This is a genomic window from Candidatus Merdisoma sp. JLR.KK006, from assembly GCF_036941035.1.
GTDB lineage: Bacteria > Bacillota > Clostridia > Lachnospirales > Lachnospiraceae > Laedolimicola.
Genome location: NZ_JAYMNS010000005.1, coordinates 1 through 21,190, shown reverse-complemented (window position 1 = coordinate 21,190; position 21,190 = coordinate 1). Strand labels below are relative to the sequence as shown.

25 protein-coding genes are annotated in these 21,190 nt (G+C 42.6%); 4 read left to right on the top strand and 21 right to left on the bottom strand.

The annotated features are described in order from the left end of the window. Positions 1–35: 35 nt before the first annotated feature. The 6 genes from VSQ61_RS05605 to VSQ61_RS05580 form a co-directional block, all read right to left on the bottom strand. Positions 36–1,040, bottom strand: a complete 1,005-nt coding sequence (locus VSQ61_RS05605) for an ABC transporter permease (protein ID WP_334343470.1) — start codon at positions 1,038–1,040, stop codon at positions 36–38. A gap of 2 nt (positions 1,041–1,042) precedes the next feature. After that, entirely contained in the window at positions 1,043–2,065 is a 1,023-nt protein-coding gene (locus VSQ61_RS05600) for an ABC transporter permease (RefSeq protein WP_334343469.1), read from the bottom strand. A 41-nt stretch (positions 2,066–2,106) separates the two neighbouring features. Then, on the bottom strand, positions 2,107–2,955 hold the full coding sequence (locus VSQ61_RS05595) for an ABC transporter ATP-binding protein (RefSeq protein ID WP_334343468.1): 849 nt from the start codon (positions 2,953–2,955) through the stop codon (positions 2,107–2,109). Then, a complete protein-coding gene (locus tag VSQ61_RS05590; protein ID WP_334343467.1) occupies positions 2,952–3,104 on the bottom strand; it encodes a hypothetical protein in 153 nt (50 codons plus the stop codon). Before VSQ61_RS05590 ends, VSQ61_RS05595 begins: the two co-directional genes overlap by 4 nt. Before the next feature lie 173 nt (positions 3,105–3,277). After that, entirely contained in the window at positions 3,278–4,351 is a 1,074-nt protein-coding gene (locus VSQ61_RS05585; RefSeq protein WP_334343466.1) for a sensor histidine kinase, read from the bottom strand. Then, entirely contained in the window at positions 4,348–5,016 is a 669-nt protein-coding gene (locus tag VSQ61_RS05580; RefSeq protein WP_334343465.1) for a response regulator transcription factor, read from the bottom strand. The genes VSQ61_RS05585 and VSQ61_RS05580 overlap by 4 nt, the downstream gene beginning before the upstream one ends. Before the next feature lie 234 nt (positions 5,017–5,250). Between VSQ61_RS05580 and VSQ61_RS05575 the strand changes: the two genes are divergently transcribed. The 3 genes from VSQ61_RS05575 (at position 5,251) to VSQ61_RS05565 (ending at position 7,462) form a co-directional block, all read left to right on the top strand. Continuing rightward, entirely contained in the window at positions 5,251–6,237 is a 987-nt protein-coding gene (locus VSQ61_RS05575) for an ROK family transcriptional regulator (RefSeq protein ID WP_334343464.1), read from the top strand. A 108-nt stretch (positions 6,238–6,345) separates the two neighbouring features. Beyond that, on the top strand, positions 6,346–6,936 hold the full coding sequence (locus VSQ61_RS05570; RefSeq protein ID WP_334343463.1) for a DUF1349 domain-containing protein: 591 nt from the start codon (positions 6,346–6,348) through the stop codon (positions 6,934–6,936). Positions 6,937–6,970: 34 nt separating this feature from the next. Further along, positions 6,971–7,462, top strand: coding sequence for a GNAT family N-acetyltransferase (locus tag VSQ61_RS05565; protein ID WP_334343462.1), 492 nt, complete (start codon positions 6,971–6,973; stop codon positions 7,460–7,462). Positions 7,463–7,486: 24 nt separating this feature from the next. Here VSQ61_RS05565 and VSQ61_RS05560 read toward each other — a convergent pair whose 3' ends face one another. From VSQ61_RS05560 to VSQ61_RS05495, 13 genes are all read right to left on the bottom strand, one after another. Next, complete coding sequence (locus VSQ61_RS05560) at positions 7,487–8,455, bottom strand: Gfo/Idh/MocA family protein (protein ID WP_334343461.1); 969 nt, start codon at positions 8,453–8,455, stop codon at positions 7,487–7,489. 99 nt (positions 8,456–8,554) lie between these two features. Continuing rightward, complete coding sequence (locus VSQ61_RS05555) at positions 8,555–9,187, bottom strand: YczE/YyaS/YitT family protein (protein ID WP_334343460.1); 633 nt, start codon at positions 9,185–9,187, stop codon at positions 8,555–8,557. 136 nt (positions 9,188–9,323) lie between these two features. Next, positions 9,324–10,481 carry a hypothetical protein gene (locus tag VSQ61_RS05550; protein WP_334343459.1) on the bottom strand — a complete coding sequence of 386 codons (1,158 nt, stop codon included), beginning with the start codon at positions 10,479–10,481 and terminating at the stop codon, positions 9,324–9,326. Between the two features lie 40 nt (positions 10,482–10,521). Next, on the bottom strand, positions 10,522–11,244 hold the full coding sequence (locus VSQ61_RS05545) for an ATP-binding cassette domain-containing protein (protein ID WP_334343458.1): 723 nt from the start codon (positions 11,242–11,244) through the stop codon (positions 10,522–10,524). Then, complete coding sequence (locus VSQ61_RS05540; RefSeq protein ID WP_334343457.1) at positions 11,225–11,380, bottom strand: hypothetical protein; 156 nt, start codon at positions 11,378–11,380, stop codon at positions 11,225–11,227. Before VSQ61_RS05540 ends, VSQ61_RS05545 begins: the two co-directional genes overlap by 20 nt. 413 nt (positions 11,381–11,793) lie before the next feature. Continuing rightward, a complete protein-coding gene (locus VSQ61_RS05535; protein WP_334343456.1) occupies positions 11,794–13,161 on the bottom strand; it encodes a sensor histidine kinase in 1,368 nt (455 codons plus the stop codon). After that, positions 13,152–13,811 carry a response regulator transcription factor gene (locus VSQ61_RS05530; protein WP_334343455.1) on the bottom strand — a complete coding sequence of 220 codons (660 nt, stop codon included), beginning with the start codon at positions 13,809–13,811 and terminating at the stop codon, positions 13,152–13,154. Before VSQ61_RS05530 ends, VSQ61_RS05535 begins: the two co-directional genes overlap by 10 nt. Positions 13,812–13,869: 58 nt before the next feature. Continuing rightward, entirely contained in the window at positions 13,870–14,685 is an 816-nt protein-coding gene (locus VSQ61_RS05525; protein ID WP_334343454.1) for a NisI/SpaI family lantibiotic immunity lipoprotein, read from the bottom strand. After that, complete coding sequence (locus VSQ61_RS05520; RefSeq protein WP_334343453.1) at positions 14,678–15,409, bottom strand: ABC transporter permease; 732 nt, start codon at positions 15,407–15,409, stop codon at positions 14,678–14,680. Before VSQ61_RS05520 ends, VSQ61_RS05525 begins: the two co-directional genes overlap by 8 nt. A 6-nt stretch (positions 15,410–15,415) precedes the next feature. Then, positions 15,416–16,141, bottom strand: coding sequence for a lantibiotic immunity ABC transporter MutE/EpiE family permease subunit (locus tag VSQ61_RS05515; protein ID WP_160254344.1), 726 nt, complete (start codon positions 16,139–16,141; stop codon positions 15,416–15,418). A 3-nt stretch (positions 16,142–16,144) separates the two neighbouring features. Then, the gene (locus VSQ61_RS05510) at positions 16,145–16,333 is read right to left on the bottom strand and encodes a hypothetical protein (protein WP_334343452.1); all 189 of its coding nucleotides are present in this window, start codon (positions 16,331–16,333) and stop codon (positions 16,145–16,147) included. A 415-nt stretch (positions 16,334–16,748) separates the two neighbouring features. Further along, positions 16,749–17,534 carry a CPBP family intramembrane glutamic endopeptidase gene (locus tag VSQ61_RS05500; protein ID WP_334343451.1) on the bottom strand — a complete coding sequence of 262 codons (786 nt, stop codon included), beginning with the start codon at positions 17,532–17,534 and terminating at the stop codon, positions 16,749–16,751. Positions 17,535–18,170: 636 nt separating this feature from the next. Continuing rightward, positions 18,171–18,953, bottom strand: a complete 783-nt coding sequence (locus tag VSQ61_RS05495) for a hypothetical protein (protein ID WP_334343450.1) — start codon at positions 18,951–18,953, stop codon at positions 18,171–18,173. 380 nt (positions 18,954–19,333) lie between these two features. On the opposite strand from VSQ61_RS05495, the gene VSQ61_RS05490 reads away from it, so the two are divergent. Beyond that, positions 19,334–20,008, top strand: coding sequence for a hypothetical protein (locus VSQ61_RS05490; RefSeq protein WP_334343449.1), 675 nt, complete (start codon positions 19,334–19,336; stop codon positions 20,006–20,008). Between the two features lie 15 nt (positions 20,009–20,023). On the opposite strand, the gene VSQ61_RS05485 is transcribed toward VSQ61_RS05490, so the two are convergent. Both VSQ61_RS05485 and VSQ61_RS05480 read right to left on the bottom strand, forming a co-directional pair. Next, complete coding sequence (locus tag VSQ61_RS05485; RefSeq protein WP_334343448.1) at positions 20,024–20,395, bottom strand: YxeA family protein; 372 nt, start codon at positions 20,393–20,395, stop codon at positions 20,024–20,026. 370 nt (positions 20,396–20,765) lie between these two features. Then, on the bottom strand, positions 20,766–21,190 hold a 425-nt coding region (locus tag VSQ61_RS05480), incomplete at its 5' end, for a DUF1016 N-terminal domain-containing protein (protein WP_334343447.1).

The following is a 21,190-nucleotide window of genomic DNA, read 5'->3' as shown; positions in this document are numbered from 1 at the left end:
TGTCTTTGAAAATGTGTTTTGCTTGTTTATGGAAATTATAACATGAGCGTGGAACATTTGCAATTCAAAGCGCCAAACCATCCCGCACAATGAGCCAAGAGAATAAAAATATCCTTCATCACCGCTCCCCCGCCTCCCGCTGACAAGTCCATAATCCCCTCAAAGGCGGCCTGGGAAGGTACAAGGCAGCAAACCGCCGAGATAATCGGATGGCGGCTCCCAATAAGAAAGCTCGCAATGGGCACAGCAATGAATAAAAGCATTACGATTTTAATATAAACCACTCCCACCATCAGCCCGCCGGAGGCCCTGCCAATGACAAGGCCAATAAGGGCGGCCACAAATGCGGAGAGGACCACCAGTGCCAGCATCAAAACCGCATTTTCCAAAGAAAGCCGAAAGCAAATACACACCGTAATCAGAGAGGACAGACAACCAAAGATAAAACCAACCGCTAGCTTCTGCACAATATACCGGCTCCTGGTCATGGGCAGAATCTCATTGATAAAAGCCACCCCATCCTCCTTCTCGGAAATTATATTCATGGCATTAAAGGTACATCCCATAAACATCGCCACAATCAGCGTCGCAGCTATAAACATATTCTGGTATCCTTCCATCAGGTCAGGACGCTCTAAAATCTCAGTCTTTACCTGAGAAGCCATGTCCCGCTCTTTGTACAGAACCGGAAGGGTATGGGCGGCCAGACGAAACACATCCAGCTCATCACCGGACAGAATGGTTTTAATGCCGTTTCCCTCCCCTTCCACTCCAATCAGAGTTGTTGACGGTTCATTTACCGCCGCATACAACTCATCTGATGCAGGATAGACAGTAACCGTACCATAGCGCTCCAGCCATGTGACCATTTCCTCTGACAAGTCATTTTCCAGAATTCCAAAATGTAACTTTCCCACAGGTGACATGTCTATGGATCCTGCAAAATGAAGAGCGATTGCCACAGCAATGGGCAAAAGAAAGGTCATCAGGCAAAACTTATCATGCAGCACACTTTTTAATTGATAATACAGGCTTTTCATCTTCACCCCTCCTTTTCCATTTCCCGAAAAAATACATGCCGTACCCCAAAAAACAGCAGGATAATTACAAGCAAACAGCCCAAATAGTAAAAGGGACCTGCCCCAGGCGTTCCAAAATATGCGTTTTTCAATCCCATATAGATGTGATAGAAGGGATGAAGATGAATCCAATCCATCTTTATGGCCGTATTTGCCGACAAAAAGACCGGAGTTGCGGCAAAAACAGCAATGAGAAGATACGCCAGCGTAAACTGCCGGAAATCTTTTAGCAGCAGGGCACAGGCAATCCCCAATAAAGCCATAATCAGGGAGAGAAACATGGTCTGCAGCAAAACACCGGGCAATATGGCACCCGCATCCGCAAACCCCACATTGAGCAGCGTAAGCAGCAAGGCAAAGACCAGATCGGACACCAGGAAAATCACAAGCTTAGACATGAGAAACATATTTTTCCCTATGGGAAGGGCCGCATGGATGCGGATAACCCCCATACTCTTTTCCTTAAACAGTACGGCGGCAATCCCCAGAAATCCAACGGCGGCAATCTCAAAAAACAGAAGCTCACAGGTAATCTCTTTTCGTGCCTTTTGTTCCGGTGTATTGGTTCCTACAATCTGGGTGAGATATTTTTCCGGTAAGTTTTCCGATGAATCTTCCGGCAGGTTTTCCACTCTGTTTTCCGGGGAATCTTCTGACAACTCTTCCGGCGAATGCAGGAGGGAAAATGCGTAATCAGCCCGATGACGATCAGTCTCTTCTGTTCCCCTGTAAAAAACAAGCCGTATTTCCCCGGTACTGGCATCAATCCCCACACTGCTGCTGTTATCCAACAGCGCCGCATCCAGCTCTTCTTTGGAGGAAACGGGGTGAACCAGCAGGGAAACAGATTTCTGTGTCCCTGCCGGATCATACAGATACACCGGATAGATTTCCTGTTTCATAAATTTGACATATCCCAGATTCACATACAGAGTATAAAGGATTAAAAATGCTGCCCACATAAGAAAAAATTTTCCTGATGCCATAAGTCGTATATCCTTTTTTATCAGAGAGCAAAATCCATGCATCAAACAAGCCCCCTTCCCGTATATTGAACAAACATATCCTCCAGAGTCGGGCTTTTGGAATGGATGCTGATAAGCTCCTCATGGGGGAAAGGAATACTCCCTTTAAATTCCGAAGTTTCCAGGATCTTTTCTTCCCGTTTTCCCTGGTATAAATAGGTAATCACAATATGGTGACTGCTGTTCTGTTCCTTCAGATTTTGTGGCGTATTAAGGGCCGCAATGCTTCCGCCGGACAGAAACGCCACCCGGTCGCAAAGGAGATCCGCATCCATCATATTGTGGGTAGTCAGAAAAATTGTAGTGCCTTTCTGCCGCTCCTTTTCAATCATTTTTCGGAACAGAACGGCGCCGGAAGGGTCAAGGCCGCTGGTGGGCTCATCCAAAAACAGCAGCTTCGGATTGCTGATCAGCGCCCGTGCCATGCTCACTCTCTGCCGCATTCCCTTGGAGTAGGAGGAAACGGGCTTTTTCAGAAAATCCCGTTTAAACTCCAATTCCTCCAGCAGCTCCCCCGGGTCACGCACCTGCTCCTTGGGATAGAAGGAAGAAAAATATTCCAGATTGTCTATGGCGCTTAGATTTGCATACAGATAAGGAAATTCAAAGAGAACACCTATCTTCTGAAAAAACTCCTGTCTTCGTATGGATGAAATATTCTGCCCGAATATAGACACCTCTCCCCCATACCCTTTCAAAATCCCGGTAAGTATCTTCTGAGTTGTTGACTTTCCAGAGCCGTTCGGACCCAAAAAGCCAAAGATTTCCCCATCTTCCACAGTAAAATTCAGGCCGTGCAGCGCCTGCTTATCTTTTCCATAGGAAAAAGTCAAGTCCTTTACCTCAATCATTCCTCATTCCCCCATTTCTCCTGCTGTTCCTCTTTTCTTTCCCGCTGAAGCTTATCCCACCATTTTAAAAATTTGATCTTGAAGGGCATAACAACTGCCGCCGCAAGAATGATCACAATCCACCAGTACCATTCCAAACCTAAAAACATAATGACATCCTCCTTTACTTAAGGGTTCTTCCCTTTGTCTGAAATAAGATTATAAGGGTGGAGTGAAGTTGACGTGAAGCCGCTGTGAAATCCGTGTGAAATGAGTAAAAGACGAAAGCTGCCGGCTTTGCGGCAGCTTTACTGTGAAGATGCTTACAATATACTACGAACTTTTAGACCGAAGGGATAGAGAAATAAAACCGAACTCCATCCTCCTTATTCTCAACACCGTAGTCCAAATCCTGCATGGACAAAATCTGTGCTACAATGGCAAGGCCCAGCCCGGAGCCGCTGTAGGCCGAATGGGGATCACGATAAAATTTCATCCATATTTTTGACAGATTTTCCTGGGGGATAGGCTGTCCCTGGTTATAAATAGAGAAATGCAGCATCCCGGCATTTTCTGTTAAGGATAATTTCAGTATTCCCCCTGATCGCACATTCCTTTTTGCATTGACAATCAGGTTATTGAGAACCTGCTCCATACGGCCTTTATCGGTGTATACATATACCTTCTGTTCGGGAAGCTCGTATTGCAGCTCAAAATCGCAGTCAGGAATATCGGACAAAAGCCGTCCTGCGGCGGTCTCCAAAAGCTCCACATAGTCAAATCGTTCCGGCGTAAGCCGGGCTGCACCGTTTTCCAGTGCGGACAAATCCAAAAGTGTCGTGATCAGCTCGCTCATTCGCCGGGTTTCCTCTATGATAACGGAAGAATACTTTTGTCGTTTCGTCTCGTCCTCTTCCTCCTGCAAGCCCTCGGCATAGGCACGGATCACGCCCAAAGGAGTTTTCATTTCATGGGACAGCCGATCTGCCAGTTCTTTGCGTTCCGCCAGTAAAAGCCGTTCCTGTTCCACATCCTTTTCAAGCTGCGCATTGGCAGCTTTCAATTCCGCAAGGGTCTTTTGAAGATTTTCAGCCATGGTATTAAGGCTTGCGGACAATTCGCCAAATTCATCATTGCTCTCTACCCTGCAGGGAGCGGAAAAGTCCAGCTGTGCCATTTTTCGGGCCGATCGGTTCAAGCTTGAAATGGGAGTGGAAATAAATCGTCCCATAAGGTAATCAATCACCAGCACAAGCAGGGTAACAAAAATAAGCCAGAGCCACAAGGAAGCAGAGGGTGGAAGCGTAAGCCGGGTTGACGCAATGTAAGATACAATCAAAACGAATCCCGCAGCCTTAGATACGAGTATGATTTTCCTGCGGACCGTGTGCAGAGAAAAATAGTCTTTCCATGTCATAGCGCCACCTCAAATTTATACCCGGAACGAATCAATGTAACAATATGCTTTCCCTCATTTCCCAGCTTTTGCCGCAGGGTTTTGATATGGGTGTCAACAGTCCGGGTAGTTCCTTCAAAATCGTAGCCCCATATTCGGTTCAGCAGTTGGTCACGGGTGAAAACCTGTCCGGGATTTGCCATGAAAAAATGGAGCAGTTCATATTCCTTGTGGGTAAGTGTAATTTCCTGCCCGTCTAAAAATACTTTCCGGGAGGAAGGGATTATGGTAATCTTCCCGGCATTTAAAGCGGCTGAAGGACCGGAGGAAACTCGGCGGAGAAGGGCGTTTACTTTGGCCAGCAGCACTTTGGGACTGAAGGGCTTTGTCATGTAATCGTCCGCACCATACTCATAGCCTTTAAGCTTATCTTCCTCACTGCTCTTTGCTGTCAGCATGATAATGGGCAGGCTGCTCATTTCACGTGCCGCCCTGGTGACGGAAAAGCCGTCCAGATGGGGTATCATAATATCCAGGATCATCAGATCCATTGGGGTGCTTTTCAATATCATTAAGGCATCTACTCCGTCATCGGCAGTAAAACAGGTATGGCCGCCTTTTTGCATATATGCAGCAATAATATCCTGCATATTTTTTTCATCCTCAACAATTAAGATATTTGCCATGGGAAATTGCTCCTCTCTTATTTGAAGGTTTGCAACGTTTTTTATATTATATTTCCTTAAATTTAAGAATACAAGTTGAAAGTCATATGAAATAAAATTAATAATTTCTATTTGACTTGCCTATACCATATACTAAAATTTCAATTAAAACGAAAAATGAGTTCCCTTTAGTATTGACAGTAATTAATATAATGGTTATAATAATTATCATCAAAACCAGGCAGGAGGTGACTCATGAATAATTCCGCTGATATCCGCAGGGAAAACAAACGTTCCATCTACCGCTTTCTTATGCGTGAGAAAGCCTGTACTAAGCAGCAGACTGCTTTAGGCACCGGCTTAAGTACCGCTACCTGCAATACTCTGCTTAATGATCTTAAGTCTCAGGGAATTGTAACCGGCGAGATGAAACTGTCAGGCGAGATCGGAAGAAGTTCTACCCTCTATCAGATTCGGGAAGAGCATGAAAGTTATCTGGCTCTCCACTTCTATCTGAAGCATGGAGAAAAAGCAGTGGAAACCCTTGTATTCTCTCCATCCGGAACAATTCTGTCTAAAGAAACACAGACCTTAACACAGATTCGTTACTCAGATCTGGAAGAAAGGGTTCAAAGGATTCAGGAAAAGTTTCACAATCTGACCCAAATCATTGTAGGAACCCCCAGTATCGCAGAGCATGGAATCATAAGGTACTGCGATATCCCGGAGCTTGAGAATCTTCGCTTAAAAGAAAAATTGGAGCAGCGCTTCGGTCTTCCTGCTGTTATGGAAAATGATATGTATCACAAAGCCTATGGATATTATAAGACAAAAGGAAATCCTGATGAAGTTATCACTCTTGGATATTTTCAAAGCCACATCCTCCCGGGAACGGCAACCATCCACAAAGGCACCATCATCCGGGGCGCCAACAGCTTTGCCGGGATGACCGGCTTTCTTCCCTATGACATAAGCCGTGAAGAACAGCTGTCCCTGCTTCGTCCGGGAGCCTGTATCCCCTTTATTTCCAAATCCATTGCCGCCATTCTTGTACTGCTCAATCCGGATGCCATTGTACTTACGGGAGATTTAATTACGGAAGACTTGCTATCACAGGTAAAAGACAACTGCAAGGAGACGATTCCCATGGAATATATGCCCCATTTTATCATAGCAGACAGCTTTGATGACTACTACTATCAGGGAATGTTCCAGCTTGCCGTAGATCAAAAAAAATTTTAGAACATGGATGAGTTAAATTGTCTTCTAAAAGGAACAGCTTAATTCATCTGCTATATGTATAATGCCACTAAAAAACATTATAAACAAACAGAAAGGAACGTATTTATTATGAAATGGAATGCAAAAGACCTGCAATGGACAAGAGAACCCAAGACATTTATGATTCAGGATGAGCAAATCACCATTACCACGGAACCGGGAACGGATCTCTGGCAGAGAACCTATTACGGCTTTCAAAATGACAATGCCCCGGTTCTCCAGCTATCCACAGAGGAAACTTATTTCTCCTTTGTGGTAAAGACAGACTTTTCATCAAGCAGCCATCGCTTTGACCAGTGCGGCATTGCCCTGTATCTTGACAGCGACAACTGGCTGAAAGCTTCCATCGAATATGAAAATGAACAGTACCAGCGTCTTGGCAGCGTAGTAACAAATCACGGCTACTCTGACTGGGCAACCACCGATATCCCTGCTTCTGTCAAATCCATGTGGTATCGTCTAAGCCGCCGGGAATCCGACTACTGTCTGGAATGCTCGGAAGACGGCGTAAACTTTAAGCAGATGCGTATCTGCCATCTGTGGGAAGGGGCAAAGGAGATCCGTTTTGGAATCTATGCCTGCTCTCCGGAGAACTCATCCTTTGAAGCAGTTTTCTCCCATATGGAGATTACAGAATGTAAATGGATGGCGCATCAATAAAAAAATAGAAAGAACTGCAGAAAGGATATGTATTATGAACATCGTCATTGAAGCCTATCAAACATCAGATCTCCCTTCCATGATTGCCATCTGGAATGAAGTAGTGGAGGAAGGAATTGCCTTCCCCCAACTGAATCCTTTGAACGATACAACCGGACCGGAATTTTTCGCCGCCCAGACCTACTGCGGTGTTGCAAAGAACACGGAAAATGGAGAAATTCTGGGACTTTATATCCTCCATCCCAACAACGAGGGACGCTGCGGCCATATCTCAAATGCCAGCTATGCGGTCAGTTCCAGGGTTCGGGGACTTCACATAGGCGAGCAGCTGGTTCTGGACTGCATGGCTCAGGGAAAAGCCCATGGCTTTCGAATTCTTCAATTCAATGCGGTTGTGCGCACCAACACCCACGCCAGACATCTCTATGAACGTCTGGGCTTTCAGCAGTTGGGCGTGATCCCAGGCGGATTTTTAATGAAAGACGGGCATTATGAGGATATTTGCCCTTACTATCATCTGCTATAAGTTTGTTCCTCAATCCAAGGGGCTTCACAGCCCCTGATTCTCCGGTTTCCGGGCCGCATCAAGAATCTCCATTACCATCAGGCTATGGTCAAGCCTTTTATCAAATGCTTCCCAGTCCTCTGCTTCATAATATTTTGTAAAGGTCAAAAGCTCATAGAAGAGCCGCTCCGGGTTGTCCGCCAGATGGTAATTCTCCGGCTCGCATTTATTTTCCTGAAATGAAAACCCGGCCAAAATACTGGAGGCATAATCACTGTGGAAAAAGCCCCTATTTCCCTGAACACTGACGCTCAAGGGCGCTCCGCAGTCCTTGGCCGCAATGCAGACTGCCTGAAAATCGGGATATTCCATTACAAGAATGCCAGAAGTATCAACACCACGCTCCATATTGGGGCAATAGCGCACCTTCAGAGGCTTTCCAAACAAGCCTGCCACAAAATGAATATTATAGATGTTCAGATCCATCAAAGCTCCCCCTGCATTCTTCGGATCAAAGGAGGGGCTTACAATCCCCTTTTTAAAATTGTCATACCGGCTGGAATACTGAGAAAAATTAAGGGCTACAAGCTTGATCTCTCCAAGCCTTGGAAGAAGCTCTTTCATCTTGTCATAATTGGGATTATACTGGGTGGTAATGGCTTCAAAGAGATACAGCTTCTTTTCCCGTGCCAGATCTGCAATCTCCTTAGCTTCCTCATACGTAACGGTAAAGGGCTTCTCCAAAATCACATGCTTTCCTGCCTTTAATGCTTCCTTTGCAAAGGAAAAATGCAGATTGTTGGGAAGGGCCACATAAACCACATCCACCTTTGGATCTCCCAATAGCTTCTCATAAGAATCATATCCTACGGGAATCTGATATTTCTCACAAAATTCCTTCCGCACCTCTTCTCTTCTTGCAAAAACAGCATAGATCTCCATCTGCTCTACCAAAGCCGCCGCATCCAAAAAGGTGGGGACGATCATACCTGCACCTGCGATTCCTACTCTCATATCGTATTTCCTCTCCTGTTCCTGTTTAATAATTTGATTGTAACCTACTTCTCAGGGTATTTCAATCCCCAGATAAACCGCATAAATTCTTTCAAAAACCTATTTCAAATCATCTTTGAACCAAATTTTTTTTAAAAACCCCATAAAAACCTGAATAACAGGGCCAACGGCCAAGGCGGTAATCAGCGTAACCACTCCAAGCTTTCCGCCCAAAGCCGTACCTAAGATAACCATAGTAAGATCAAATCCAATCTTCACGTAACGATATTCCTTCTTAAGCACATCTTTTAGCACCAGCACAACGCCGGTAAAGGGATCCACACCAATATCCACCGTAATATAGATGGCTACCCCAAGACATAGCAATGTACAGCCTGTCACGCTGAACACAACTCGAACAAGAAAGCCGTCCGAAAACGCAAGATGGCGATACAGGAAATTCCCCATATTAACACAGAAGCCATAGGGAACCAGATAGACAAATGTTCCGATGCTCACATAATGCCTTCCCGCAAAGAGAAGAATCACCAAAAGCGCAATATTTACTACATTCGATGCCATGCCAAGCTGCTCAGAGTTCATACCGCTGACCGCCCGGATTCCATCATAGACGATTCCCACGGGATCATTTCCGAATCCGGCACAATTATTAAAAGCTACGCCGATGCCTACCAGCAGAACTCCGAAGGCTGCGGCAAATATGTTTTTTCCTGTGATCTTTCCCTGTTCCATATAGTACCTCTTGCTTTAAAACTCATTTGTCTCGTTTCCATTACATTAACTATACTACAAATGTGAGTTTTTGAAAAGAAACATATAGAAAATAGAGGATATCTAGGGGGAATGGGAATTGATGTCCGCATGATTGCTAAAACAGTACCCAAAAAATCCCCGTCAAAAGGAGCAGGAGGCCAGGAACCACGTATTTCCTGGGATGATGCCACAGATCACTTGGCGTCTTCCATCTGCGTATAGGAAAATACCACTCCATAAGCACAGAACCTGCCGATCCCAAGCCTGCCAAAATCAAGGCCAGACATACATCGCTTATATGTCCCTGCCCATTCTTAAGCCAAAAGCTGCAAAGGAAAATCAGATCACCTGCCAGGCTGCAGGCAAACAGAAACATTCCATAGGGAAGCACAAAGCGCATCCGCTGTCCCGGCAGTGTCCGCACTGCCTGTTCCAGATCCGGATCTGCGGAGAGCAGAATGCAGACAGGCGTATTCAGGGTAAGAAGGGAACAGCCTATCGTAAGTACAAACTCCCTCTCCGTCTGCCCAAAGAAAAGAGGAAGTCCCGCCGCCACTCCCCATAAAATCACTAAATTGATCAAATAATTCTTGTGACACCATAAATACCGGAAAAAATAGTTCCAAATCAAAATGCCCTTTCCCGGCTTATGGCCAGCCCAAACGGATGCCGTTCCGAATACGGGAAAGCGAAAGCCTTCTCCTTCATAAAATGCATAAGCATCCATCCCCTTCAAAAAGAAGGCCGCAGCAAGACTGTTTACAAACAATATAACATGAAACAGCCAAGTCCCGCTCAGCCACAAGGCCAGAAGAACGGTGCCGCCCATCCAGAGGAAAATAAGCCTTCGCTTTCTGCTCTCCCCATAAATCAAAGCCGCCGCAAGAATACTGTAAAGGGCACAGATCAGGCAGCCTGTAAGCTCCGCCATTCCCCATGGAGAAACAGCCAAAACCACTGCCAGCAAAATTCCGGTCCGTGTAATCACTGCATAACTCCCTAATGCTCCCACATAGGAAGCAGTTAAGCGCCATCCCGAAAAAGGCAGCATGAAAAGATTCTTTCCTGCCAGTGCCTCATTTTTTGCAGACAGATCCTGCCACATGGCTCCAATGGTAACAGCTCCTGTCATCAGATACAGAATGCCGGGGGCAATCCGCACCGAAACTTCCGCCTGCCTTAAGCCACAGAATACAAACAGGCAAATCAGGCCGTTCTTTACCGCCTTTTCATAGCGTGAGCCAAATAAATAAGCTGCAAATCCTTTCCACATCTTTAACTCTCCTATTCGTTGTACTAGTTCCGCAATAGTTCTAACAGTGCCCCGTTAAGAAGGATCTCCGAATTTCTTCCGCATCTATATCCCCGCAGGAAAAGTTCCGGCCAATCCGCCCGTCCTCCATCACCAATACCCGCTCCGCCGTAAGGGTGATGCTCTCTAAAATATGGGAGGAAAACAGCAGTGTTCCGTAAGCTCCATATCCCTTTATTTGCTGATACAAAAACTCCGTCCCGGCAAAATCCAGCCCGTTCACCGGCTCATCCAGAAAAAGAAACTCCGGCTTTAGGGCAAAGGCCGTAATCAAAAAGGCTTTCTTTCGATTTCCCATGGACAAATCGCCCAAAAGCTTATTTTCATATGCTTCAAATCCAAAGCCCTGAATCAGTTCATCCGCCTTTGGCGCCTGCTTTCCATAAGCCCGAAACACATAGGAAAGATATTCCCGAAAAGTAAAATAGGAAAAAGAGTGATCCTCCGCAAATACCGTATAACGGCGCTTTTTAAAGGCTTCCTCCCGAAATGTCAGGGGCTTTCCCTCTGCTTCCAAAGCATCTGCCAAAAAGCCCTTATGAAGCCCGGAGAGAATATTCAAAAGGGTGGTCTTTCCGGCTCCGTTCAGCCCCATAAGCCCCAGGACCTCATTTCTTTTAAGCTCCAGGGAAAGTCCGGACAGTACCGGCTTTCCCGGTATATACCAGGCATTCAGATTCCGAACGGACAGCCCTCCCGCCATTCTATTCATCTCCTTTTCCATTTCGCTCTTTCCTCCATCCCGAATAAGCAGAAACAAGAAATATCATTCCCATTACCACATACAGAGCGCCTCCGCTCACCGCTGCCGCCGCCAGCCAAACCAAAGCCAAAATACTGCGAATCCAAATATGACGCATACCAAAGTCCTCCTATTCCTGTTTTGTTTCTTGTTTTGTTGTGCTTATAGAATAACTCTGAAAATTGCCTTCTGCCTAAATGTCCATAATTGGTTGGTTTTTGACCGCAATTGGAAAGTCATCAAAAAAAGAGCCGTCCTATTCACTGATGTCATTTCCTAAAGTAAGCAGTATTTAGTTGATTAGACAGTTCATATTTATGGGTAGAATTTCCCCAGGCGGCGGACGGGCTTTTTTGATATGTCAATGACCGTCGGATTTTGTCCATACGATATGTGCTTCATGGCGGCTGTCTCCTTTTGCCGCCGTGCGGCAGATTGCGTTTTGATTCTTTGCTTATATGCTGAACGCTGATTTTGTGGATTTCATAAAGATTAAAAAAATGAGCGATACCATAGTATCGCTCACTAATTTCAATATGGAATTTTGATAATGACCTGTGCCCCCTTTGCCTTATCAGAATTTTTTAATATGAGCTGTCCGTTATGCTGCTTGATAATGCTGCTCGTAATATATAGTCCCATACCGAAGTGCATATTTGAGGTTCGGCTCTTATTCCCCATGAAGAATTGTTCCTGTGCATGATGTAGGGCTTCCGGCGTGAAACCGCTTCCCTCATCTATTATAGAGATTTGTATAAAGCCGTCGTCCGGCTTCTGCACCTCTACATAGACTGTCCCTTTTGGTGGAGAGTGATCTATCGCATTGCCTATCACATTCATAATTGCCCGTTCCAGTAGTAATTTATCCGCTTTGAAATTTCCTAAATTTGCCTCTGTTTCCATGTGTAAACAAATTTCTTTTGTAAGGCATAATGAATTTGCCTGCGCTTCAATCTGCTCCATATAATCAGTTATATCAAATTCTTCCAAATTGAGCTGATACCCGGCTACTGTCCGGGATATATCAATCAGCGTCCTAATATAAACGCCCATTTGCCCGGAGCTTTCCGTAATATACCCCACATATAACCGCTGTTCGTCTTCAAGCTCTGTTTCACTTATCAAGTCGATATTTCCTTGAATGACAGTTAGGGGCGTTTTTAAATCGTGAGCAAGTGCCGCTATCTGCTCCTTTTGTAATTGTTCCGCTCTCCATTGTTTCTCTAAAGATAATTTCAAGTTATTTTTCATATCAGAGAAAGAACATAACACATCTTCAAATTCTTTGATTTTTGAGTGTCCCACCTCAAAATCAAGATTTTGTTCTGCCACTCTTTCTGTTGCTTCAAAAAGTGGGGAGAGCTGCGCCCTCATATTTTTTGCAAACTTCGCTGTTAATATCACGCAGACCGCGATACAGTTTATCCCCATGAGGATATACAGCAGAATTTCCGGTGAGGGAAAATGATTATAGAACCATTCATTTATAAACTGTGAGCCAATGTAATATTGAAGCACCACATATTCATTTTTGCGGGTAACAAACAGATACTGCTTGTTGAGGTTTTCGTTTATCTTTCCAGATAGGGCATACTCCATAGCCCTGTCTAAATCGTCGCCCTCTAAAGACGTTTCCCGCATTTGATAATTCTTATCCAGTATTAGGTACTTGCACCCCATAGGAAGCTGAACATCTGTTAAATCCGGCGTTACGGCAATAATTGGAACAAGATTTTTTGCGCTGCGTTCTGAATAATCCGCATAAGTAATAAAGCCCGTTCTGATTCCGGCAAGGATAAGGCTAAATGGAATAGCTACCGAACCCATTAGCCCAATCAGCAGCATACATAAAAATTTCCAAAAAGACGCTTTCAATGATGTTGTTCTTTTTATTCCCATTTATACCCTATCCCCCAAACTGTCGCTATCGGCTGAATATCCAATTTGCTTAATTTCGCCCGGATATTTTTGATATGAGTGGAAATGGTAGAATTATCGCTGTCGCCGTCCAAGCTAAAAACAGCCTCATAAATCTGTTCTTTTGAAAATACCTGTCCTTTATTTCTTGCAAGATATTCACAAATTAGATATTCACTTTTGGTTAGGGGAACAGGTATATTATCTACCCGCAGCTCCTTTGCGGACAAATCAATTTTTATCCGTTCAAAGGTAAGGGCTGTATGCCGTTCCCTGTGTTCCCGGCGCAAGTGGGCATTTACCCTTGCCCGCAGCTCCGCAATGCGGAATGGTTTTGTCAGATAGTCGTCTGCTCCCAAGCCAAGCCCGAATGTAATATCATTTTCCATTGTCTTAGCTGTCAAAAAGAGAATAGGGCAGTCCACCAATGAACGGATTTTATTGCAATAAGAAAATCCGTCCATATCCGGCATCATAATGTCCAGTATAATCAAATCGTATCTGTTCAGCTTATCAAGCGGAACCTGTGCGGCAGACGTATAGGCAGTAATGAAATGCCCGTCTTTTTGCAGCCCATTTTTCACAAGCTCTAAAATAGGTCGTTCATCATCAACCATAAGGATTGCTGCCATAGTGTCGCCTCCTTTCGTTGCTCTTTTTGTATTATAGCATAATCCGCAAGGGCAGAGGTCATTTCTGCTCTGCAATATAGTAGCGGTTATTTATTTTTACCGCAACCGCTTCTGTTTTATCCGTACCATAAATCTCGTAAACATCTGCGTAAAACCTTTGTTCCCGTCCCTGTCCGGCATTTTTTCCGTTCCAGTCAATCTTGTTCAACTCTTCTTTGGACAAAGGGTGTTTTGTTTCCGTATCGAATGTAACGCTTTCCGCAAGAATATCAATCCAGCTTCCTAATTCATCATTTGATACAGTATCAGAGGTTACTTGATAAATAATCCCGTCGCAAAGGAGCTGCGTTGCATTTTCGGGATTGATTTCAAACTTTCCACCCATAGACTGCTCTGTGTCCTTGAAATCAAAGACCGTATCTGTGTCTTTGATATTTTCTTTTCTAACAGCTTTGTGATACCCTCCGTTTACATCTACAATCAGATAATCTTCAGCGTTGGGGGCTGCGTACACATTCAAGAATGGGATAATATAAGCAGCTTCCGGGGCTTTATCCGCTAAATCTGCCAACGTCCGAAAGGTAGCAGATTCTATGTTTTCTTGAAGCAATACTTTTCCCGTTTCGTCTACCGCTGCAAGCTGCCGAATATATCCAGTCCATTCCCCAAGCCCACCATTAGAAACGGTATCCTCCAAAATCGTATAGTCGTTTCCCTTAAAGGAAAATTGCGTCACATTCTCTGCGTCCAGATAACATTGCTCTTTATCACTGGAATATTCCCTGATTTTTTCCTGTAAAGAGCAGCCCGCAAGAGAAAAGCATAGAACAAAAGCAAACAGCAAGACGATAACCATTTTTCTATTTTTATTCATAATTTTTCCGTCCTTCCCAATGAGAAAACCATAATAAGGTCAGCAGCAAGCCGCCTGTTGTTAATGCTGCAATCCATATTTTTTCCGTTCCATAGTTGAAAATTTGTCGGCTCAAAATATCCTTTACCCAATTCATAGACCATGAAAAGGGAATATACCTCGCTATGCCTTTTAGTTCGATATTGCTATATAAGATACATTGCAAACTTTCAAACACGCCCCAAAACAGGGATAACCCTAATCCAAATTTGAAGCTAAGGAACAAGTGCAGGATGTATATTATCAAGTTACAAAAGGCCATCCCGGCGGCGGCTCCAATCAGCATTCCGAGCTGCACTGTATCAGCCATTCCCAAAAGATGTATGCCAATCACAAATAAAAGGAACAGAAAGAACAATGCAAATACCCCCGAACCATAAAGATAAGTTAATTTTGCAAGCATATTTTTGTGTCGGTTCGGTACAGCAAGCAGCGTTTGGAAGTGTGAAACCTTTTCTTCCAGCGCAACATTCAGACCGACAATAACGCTTATCAACAATGGAAAAAACGTTGTCGTAATTTCTAATATCATTTTGAGCTTTTTGCTATCTGCTGTGCTGCCATAATGGAAATAGTAAACAAGAAATAACAATGCCCCAATAGCAGGTATACAAAAATGGATAGCCCCAAACGGTGTATGCTTCGTTTTTACCTGTTCAGAACGAACCGCATGAATAAAACCCATTTCCGTCTACCTCCCTTTGGAAAAATCCTTTGCGTCGGCATAGGACAAAATAAGAAACAAGAGTATTGACAACGCAATGGAAATCATAATGGCTATAGAAAATCCACAATTTCCCGCATAAGTTCCGTTTATTTCAATTCCCATAAGTGGCTTTGCCAGTTTTGCCGCCCAACAATACGGTACAAACCACCATGCTATTGTATTTCCTAATGCAGTAGCAGTAGATAGAACAATCCCAAGTATTGTATTTAATACAATCGGCACAAACATTCCCGTTTTGCGTGCTAAGTACAGGCACAAAGGGATTTGCCAGACAGACGCAAGGATAATCCCGATACTTCCTGCAATGCTGTGTAAAAGAGAATATACTGCCGTTGCCGGAGCAATGATATTACTGATAGAAATAAGCAATGCTAAAAATATCGCTGAAACAAGCAGTTTTTCGACTAAGATAATGCCCTTAGCAAATTCAAATTTTGAAAGGTTCACGGGCATAGAAAATACCGAATAGTATTTCCCGGCGCTTTCTTCTTTTCTGTGTGACAAAGAACACAAAATTGCGATTGCTCCCGGAAGCAAAAACGCATACCACCAGTAAAGTGTCATGTATTGATACCCCATAAATCCACCCATAAGCCACGCAAAAATAGCGGTGATTAGTGGAACAATGAAAATCAGTTTGTTCGATATTGTCCTCTTGAATTTTAAATGCTCTGATTTCAGATAGTTCATGCCTTAACCCTCCCTGTGATTGCTTTTTGCAACGTCCATAAAAAGCTGTTCCAAATTTTCGTTTGCGTTCAATTTTCCCTCATATCCAAGAACGCCACCTGCGATAATGCCGATATGGACGGCTCTTTTATTGCCTGTTTCCGTCAGCCGGACGATTTTGCAGAGGTTTATTGTTTTCAAAATCATTTCCATATTTTGTATTATCCTTTCTTTTGATTATGAGAAAAGAATAGCTTCTGTTTTTGAAGATTTCATAAAGAAAACAAAATTTTCTCGATTACATTTTACGAATTATTTAGATCAACTGATAGAACAGTGTAAATATATCCAAAAAGAAAGGTGAACAGTAAAATGTAATAGGGTGAATGAATATAGCAAAAAGACCAGTACCATGATATGACTTTAAGGCTTTTGGGGAAGCAATCAAGATAGCCCGGAAAGGGCGCAAGGCCCCTTGAAAAATCGAAATGCTTCAAAAGCTATGTCGGTCAGAGAAAGAAGCGGGAATAAGAAAACCGCTGTTGCATGGTATATGTTTCCATGTAGCAGCGGTTTTGTGCTGGTAGTATTTAGTTGGGAGCGTGGCTCGATAAACCGGAATCTATGCTTATATTTTTTTCCTTTGTATAAATATAAAAAATGCAATCAAAATCACATTGACAATTAAAACAATAATGCTTCCTTCAATTTTGCAAATTCCGCCGGACAAAATATCGCTTCCAGTAAAAGTCGTAACAAACAGATTTGGATAGTCATCAGCAAGTGACACACCACCTAAAACTAATGCACCAATTCCATTCCATAAAAAATGCATAATAATTGGTGCTATAATGGAGCCGCTATATTCAAGGACTACTATCATAAGCAAACTCATAGTAAGTACATTTAAAACGGGAATAATACCCGCTTCAAATGCCCCTCCATGCAATGCTGTAAAAAGTATTGTTGTCACAATCGCAGCAACAATTATATTGTGCTTTTGCTTAAGCATTTGATACAAATAACCACGAACAAGAAGTTCCTGCATAATGGTATTTAGAAATACTGCCAGCACCCAAACAGGGAATAGGTTAATTAAGTTAGTTCCGTCAACATGGATAATTTTTGCTGCATACATTACCAAAACAGGGATAGCTAACCATACAATCCCTGCGATTACTCCCAATACCATTCCCTTTACTGGATTATCGAATAAATGTAACTTTACATTTTTCTTTTCAGCAAGCCAAAAGATGAGAGTAAAAGCTGCTACTGCCAATAGAGGTGTAATTTCTGCCCATAATCTCCATATAGCTTGTTCCTTTGAAGATGATAACGGCAATATAGAAACCAATATTGTCCATCCCAGAAAAAAGCCTATGGATTTTAAAATTGTAATACCGATTTTTTTCAAAATGAATACCTCCCAAATTCTCCAATTTGTCAATGGCTCCATTATACTGCAATAGCTTTCCTGATGGAACAGACTTTACAAAAAATTCATTTAATTCCAATAAACTTTCATCATTTCTTTGATATCCAAAAAATATCATCTCTTAATCATTCACTCCCCATCCGTTTTGTGTGAACCAATCCTTTACCTTATTTGACAAATCAGGCATACCTCTTCTTTATCCTCTCCCGCATAATCCATAAATGCGATCATGTGCCCTTCCTGTGCTTCTACATTCAAAAACGTTTCAGTTTCTATATTATTTTTTCGGTCATCCCAGCGACAAACCAGCCTGATGCATATACCAAACAAGAACAGAAATTGACAAGTACAAATTTACCCCTTTCTGTAATTGCACTTCTTACAAAAACAGACTATAATTACAAGAAAAACAGGGCCATGACGTGCTAAAGTCTGTTGTTGAGGAAATCAAGCGGCTTAGTGCCACTGACTGTTATATTCTAAGAATGAATAGCAGCAGCAAGAATATCAGCCCTATGTAGGAAAATCCAAAATGTCCTGTCATCCGTTTGTTCTCCGTTATTTGTAAAAATTATATTAGAGAAATTGTTCTTTCTTGAAACCATTTATATCGTATTAGTCTCCCAATAATTCTTCATAGCTCATTGGTTTGGACGCATGATCAATTAATTCAAATAAAAATTTTGTTTCTTTATTCCAAACTTCCTCGGTAACTACATCAAAAACACCTTTTTCTTCATCCCAGATACTATATTTAACACATTCTCCTCCATTTCCATCACTCATTGGTGTAACGGTATATAATTTATATTCGATCAAATTTGCATTTTTATCATATAAATAGTATCCATACCTTGTATCTGTGTGAAAATCTTTGGAATACATTTGCCCGTTTCCAATAGGTTTTTGCTGTTCTCTTTCTTGCAGCCATATCTCAAAGCATCCCAATTCTTCATTGTATTTTATTGTATTGAGTAATGCCACAATTCTAAAGCAATATTCCTGTATTCCGTCCCCGTCCATATCAACCATATACAATTCCGGGTAAAAACCAAATTCATCTATTATTTCGCTAAAATAAAGCGTTTTATAAATAGTTGTTCCTTCTATCCATTCATAAGGATAATGAGTGATCGGAATTTCATCATGGAGAAACTGTAAAAACAAATTCTTGTCCGGATTATTCTCGTTATAAATATGGCGTTCTTTGACTTGCGTATCGTCAATCCTGTCATTTTCAGATGTGCAGTTACTTTCATTCATCTCTAATAAAGCATCTATTTCAACATAACAGCCTTTGTTCATTTTGCTTAGGGCTGTACCGCTTTTATCTGGCACACATCCTGTTGCTTTTATGCTAAAAATCAAAAGAACTATTATAAGAATTACTCTGTTCATATCTCTCCTTACCATTTTTAGACGAAAATATCATCCGGTAGTCCGTACTAAAAACTCTTGTGTTTCATTTGGCTCGTTATTTTATAAATTCTTTTCCAATTAAAAGCCCGCTTTCCTATACCCATTGGATCTGAGTTTATTATACTATACCCATTGATTTTTGAGAAGAACTATGCCGAACACATTTCCCGTTAAGCTTTCCTCAATGGTAAAGCAACCTGAAGCATGTACCGATGGAAGATGCAAATTTACTGTCTTTAGGTAATTGCACTCCTTGCAAAAACGGATTATAATGACAAGGAAAGCTGCAAGTTTTATGGAGAAAAAAATGAGAATATGAAAGAAATTTCGCTATTCGAAAAATTGATAAAGGAGAACCCATGGCAGGATACATTGTTTATTGGCCAAAGGAGCAAATCGCAAAGCTGAAGAAAGCAAAGGATACCGGCCCTATCCGGGTGGTATTGGGAAGCATTCATACGAAAATGCCCTCCATTGCAAAAATAAAGGCAGGAGATGTTATCTATCCCGTAACTCTGGAAAAAGGAACCTTATCTATTATGGCACGCCTTCCGGTGGAAAAAGTGGAAAGTGCATTTGACTATCTATTGCGTGAAACCGGAGAGCGATGGGCCGCCCTGATTCCTAAAGACGCTGCATGTGAGGAGATCCCCTATCGCAATGGCGCTCCCATCTTCCGTGTGGCAAATGGAAATTGTTTTGATCATTTTGATGAACTTCCCCCGGAAATAAATAAGGTTGCATACCTGGCCAAACGAACTCCGGTTCCTCATCTGTGTCATCAGGAGCCTTTCAACTGCTGCTCGGAAACGGCTGCGTCCGGAAGCAATGGCTCGTCCATACAGCCAAGGCCCATTCCCAAGGAGATGATTCCCACCCTTCTTTTCGGCCCCAGTAAGTCAAAGCAAAAGCCGCTGAAGCTTAATGCCAAGGGAGAACTGACAACATTGTCTCTGTCAGGCTTTGCCCGCAAAATGAGTGAAGAAACAAAAAAGGTGTTTGATTCTCTTTTTGAAGATACGATTTCTAATTGAAGCTTGATGGATTTCTTAATTCGGATTGTTGGAAAATTGGTCCTGAACAGCCGCCGGAAGTTCGTCATATTGTACTTCCTCCCATTCAAGAACACCACGGATCGGCATTATCGTTAAGCGGATAAAAGCGTCTTCTTTCAATTCCCTTGATGCTCCGAATGTAATATCTTTTCCCTTTCCATTCTCATCATAGGAAAATAAAGTGTATGAGTAATCCATACTCCCGCTGAAATTAATTACACCGCCTCTCGATTCAACCTGTTCCATTTTGCTGTTATCAATCTGTGAATAATAGTATGTGCTGCCTGCTTTTGAAAGAGAGAAAATACAGACGCAAACAGCCGCTATAACAACAGCGCCAATTCCAAACAAAATTTTTTTCTTCATGTGAAAACCTCCTATTCCAGTTCCGCAATACCTTGTCCTGTACCCTTTATAGAGAAAGATTTCCAGTCACAATAGCTTCTGCCTGTAAATCCTTCTGGCACTGTTCAAGGTATTGCTTTTCATGTCTGCTATTCTATCACGCCAACCTTACATTGACCTTGCGATAACCTTGCATTAACCTTGCAATTTGGAAAGGCACGGCGTAACCTCCTTAAACGGTTGCCACACAAAAACACCGCCCCGATTTTACCGGAAGCGGTGTTTTGTGTAAGGTTGACAGCTTTTCTCTCAAATGCTGTTAGCAAAGGAATCTAAACAATTACTTTGTCTCAATACCTTCTCCAAAGCATTCCGTTACAATTCAATAATTTCAATTACTGTCTCTTCTCAACGCTAAACGTTCATATAAACTGGAATTATATTGCCTCTGCAGAGTACGAACTCCCCATCCAGTTTTTGCCGTTTCAATTTCATAAAAACTACGTTCAGCTTCATTTTCTATGCGCATTAACTGCAAATAATGTGACCACGAAACGATAAATGGTGGCTCTTTTTCAAAAAAGCTAAACACTGTTTCACTTTTTTCAACTGCAAAAAGGCTAAACACTGTTTCGCTTATTCGTTCCTTATAAATCAAATAAAATTTCCTAGCATTTTTCAACGTATCTTCTGAAAATCCTTTACCAAATTCTTTCTGAAGCTTTTCAGATAATGTTTTAATAACTTTACCTCCGTACTTTGCTCGCTTTTCTCCCATTTGTTGCGTTTCCACAATCCATCTACCTAATGAATAGT

Coding starts and splice junctions, on each gene's coding strand:
- VSQ61_RS05485 (WP_334343448.1), bottom strand. CDS start 20,395: ATGAAGAAAAAAATTTTGTTTGGAATTGGCGCTGTTGTTATAGCGGCT.
- VSQ61_RS05510 (WP_334343452.1), bottom strand. CDS start 16,333: ATGGAAATGATTTTGAAAACAATAAACCTCTGCAAAATCGTCCGGCTG.
- VSQ61_RS05575 (WP_334343464.1), top strand. CDS start 5,251: ATGAATAATTCCGCTGATATCCGCAGGGAAAACAAACGTTCCATCTAC.
- VSQ61_RS05490 (WP_334343449.1), top strand. CDS start 19,334: ATGGCAGGATACATTGTTTATTGGCCAAAGGAGCAAATCGCAAAGCTG.
- VSQ61_RS05545 (WP_334343458.1), bottom strand. CDS start 11,244: ATGGAAAAGGAGATGAATAGAATGGCGGGAGGGCTGTCCGTTCGGAAT.
- VSQ61_RS05555 (WP_334343460.1), bottom strand. CDS start 9,187: ATGGAACAGGGAAAGATCACAGGAAAAAACATATTTGCCGCAGCCTTC.
- VSQ61_RS05605 (WP_334343470.1), bottom strand. CDS start 1,040: ATGAAAAGCCTGTATTATCAATTAAAAAGTGTGCTGCATGATAAGTTT.
- VSQ61_RS05495 (WP_334343450.1), bottom strand. CDS start 18,953: ATGAACAGAGTAATTCTTATAATAGTTCTTTTGATTTTTAGCATAAAA.
- VSQ61_RS05515 (WP_160254344.1), bottom strand. CDS start 16,141: ATGAACTATCTGAAATCAGAGCATTTAAAATTCAAGAGGACAATATCG.
- VSQ61_RS05595 (WP_334343468.1), bottom strand. CDS start 2,955: ATGATTGAGGTAAAGGACTTGACTTTTTCCTATGGAAAAGATAAGCAG.
- VSQ61_RS05600 (WP_334343469.1), bottom strand. CDS start 2,065: ATGGCATCAGGAAAATTTTTTCTTATGTGGGCAGCATTTTTAATCCTT.
- VSQ61_RS05535 (WP_334343456.1), bottom strand. CDS start 13,161: ATGGGAATAAAAAGAACAACATCATTGAAAGCGTCTTTTTGGAAATTT.
- VSQ61_RS05580 (WP_334343465.1), bottom strand. CDS start 5,016: ATGGCAAATATCTTAATTGTTGAGGATGAAAAAAATATGCAGGATATT.
- VSQ61_RS05540 (WP_334343457.1), bottom strand. CDS start 11,380: ATGCGTCATATTTGGATTCGCAGTATTTTGGCTTTGGTTTGGCTGGCG.
- VSQ61_RS05530 (WP_334343455.1), bottom strand. CDS start 13,811: ATGGCAGCAATCCTTATGGTTGATGATGAACGACCTATTTTAGAGCTT.
- VSQ61_RS05520 (WP_334343453.1), bottom strand. CDS start 15,409: ATGGGTTTTATTCATGCGGTTCGTTCTGAACAGGTAAAAACGAAGCAT.
- VSQ61_RS05525 (WP_334343454.1), bottom strand. CDS start 14,685: ATGAATAAAAATAGAAAAATGGTTATCGTCTTGCTGTTTGCTTTTGTT.
- VSQ61_RS05560 (WP_334343461.1), bottom strand. CDS start 8,455: ATGAGAGTAGGAATCGCAGGTGCAGGTATGATCGTCCCCACCTTTTTG.
- VSQ61_RS05550 (WP_334343459.1), bottom strand. CDS start 10,481: ATGTGGAAAGGATTTGCAGCTTATTTATTTGGCTCACGCTATGAAAAG.
- VSQ61_RS05570 (WP_334343463.1), top strand. CDS start 6,346: ATGAAATGGAATGCAAAAGACCTGCAATGGACAAGAGAACCCAAGACA.
- VSQ61_RS05565 (WP_334343462.1), top strand. CDS start 6,971: ATGAACATCGTCATTGAAGCCTATCAAACATCAGATCTCCCTTCCATG.
- VSQ61_RS05585 (WP_334343466.1), bottom strand. CDS start 4,351: ATGACATGGAAAGACTATTTTTCTCTGCACACGGTCCGCAGGAAAATC.
- VSQ61_RS05590 (WP_334343467.1), bottom strand. CDS start 3,104: ATGTTTTTAGGTTTGGAATGGTACTGGTGGATTGTGATCATTCTTGCG.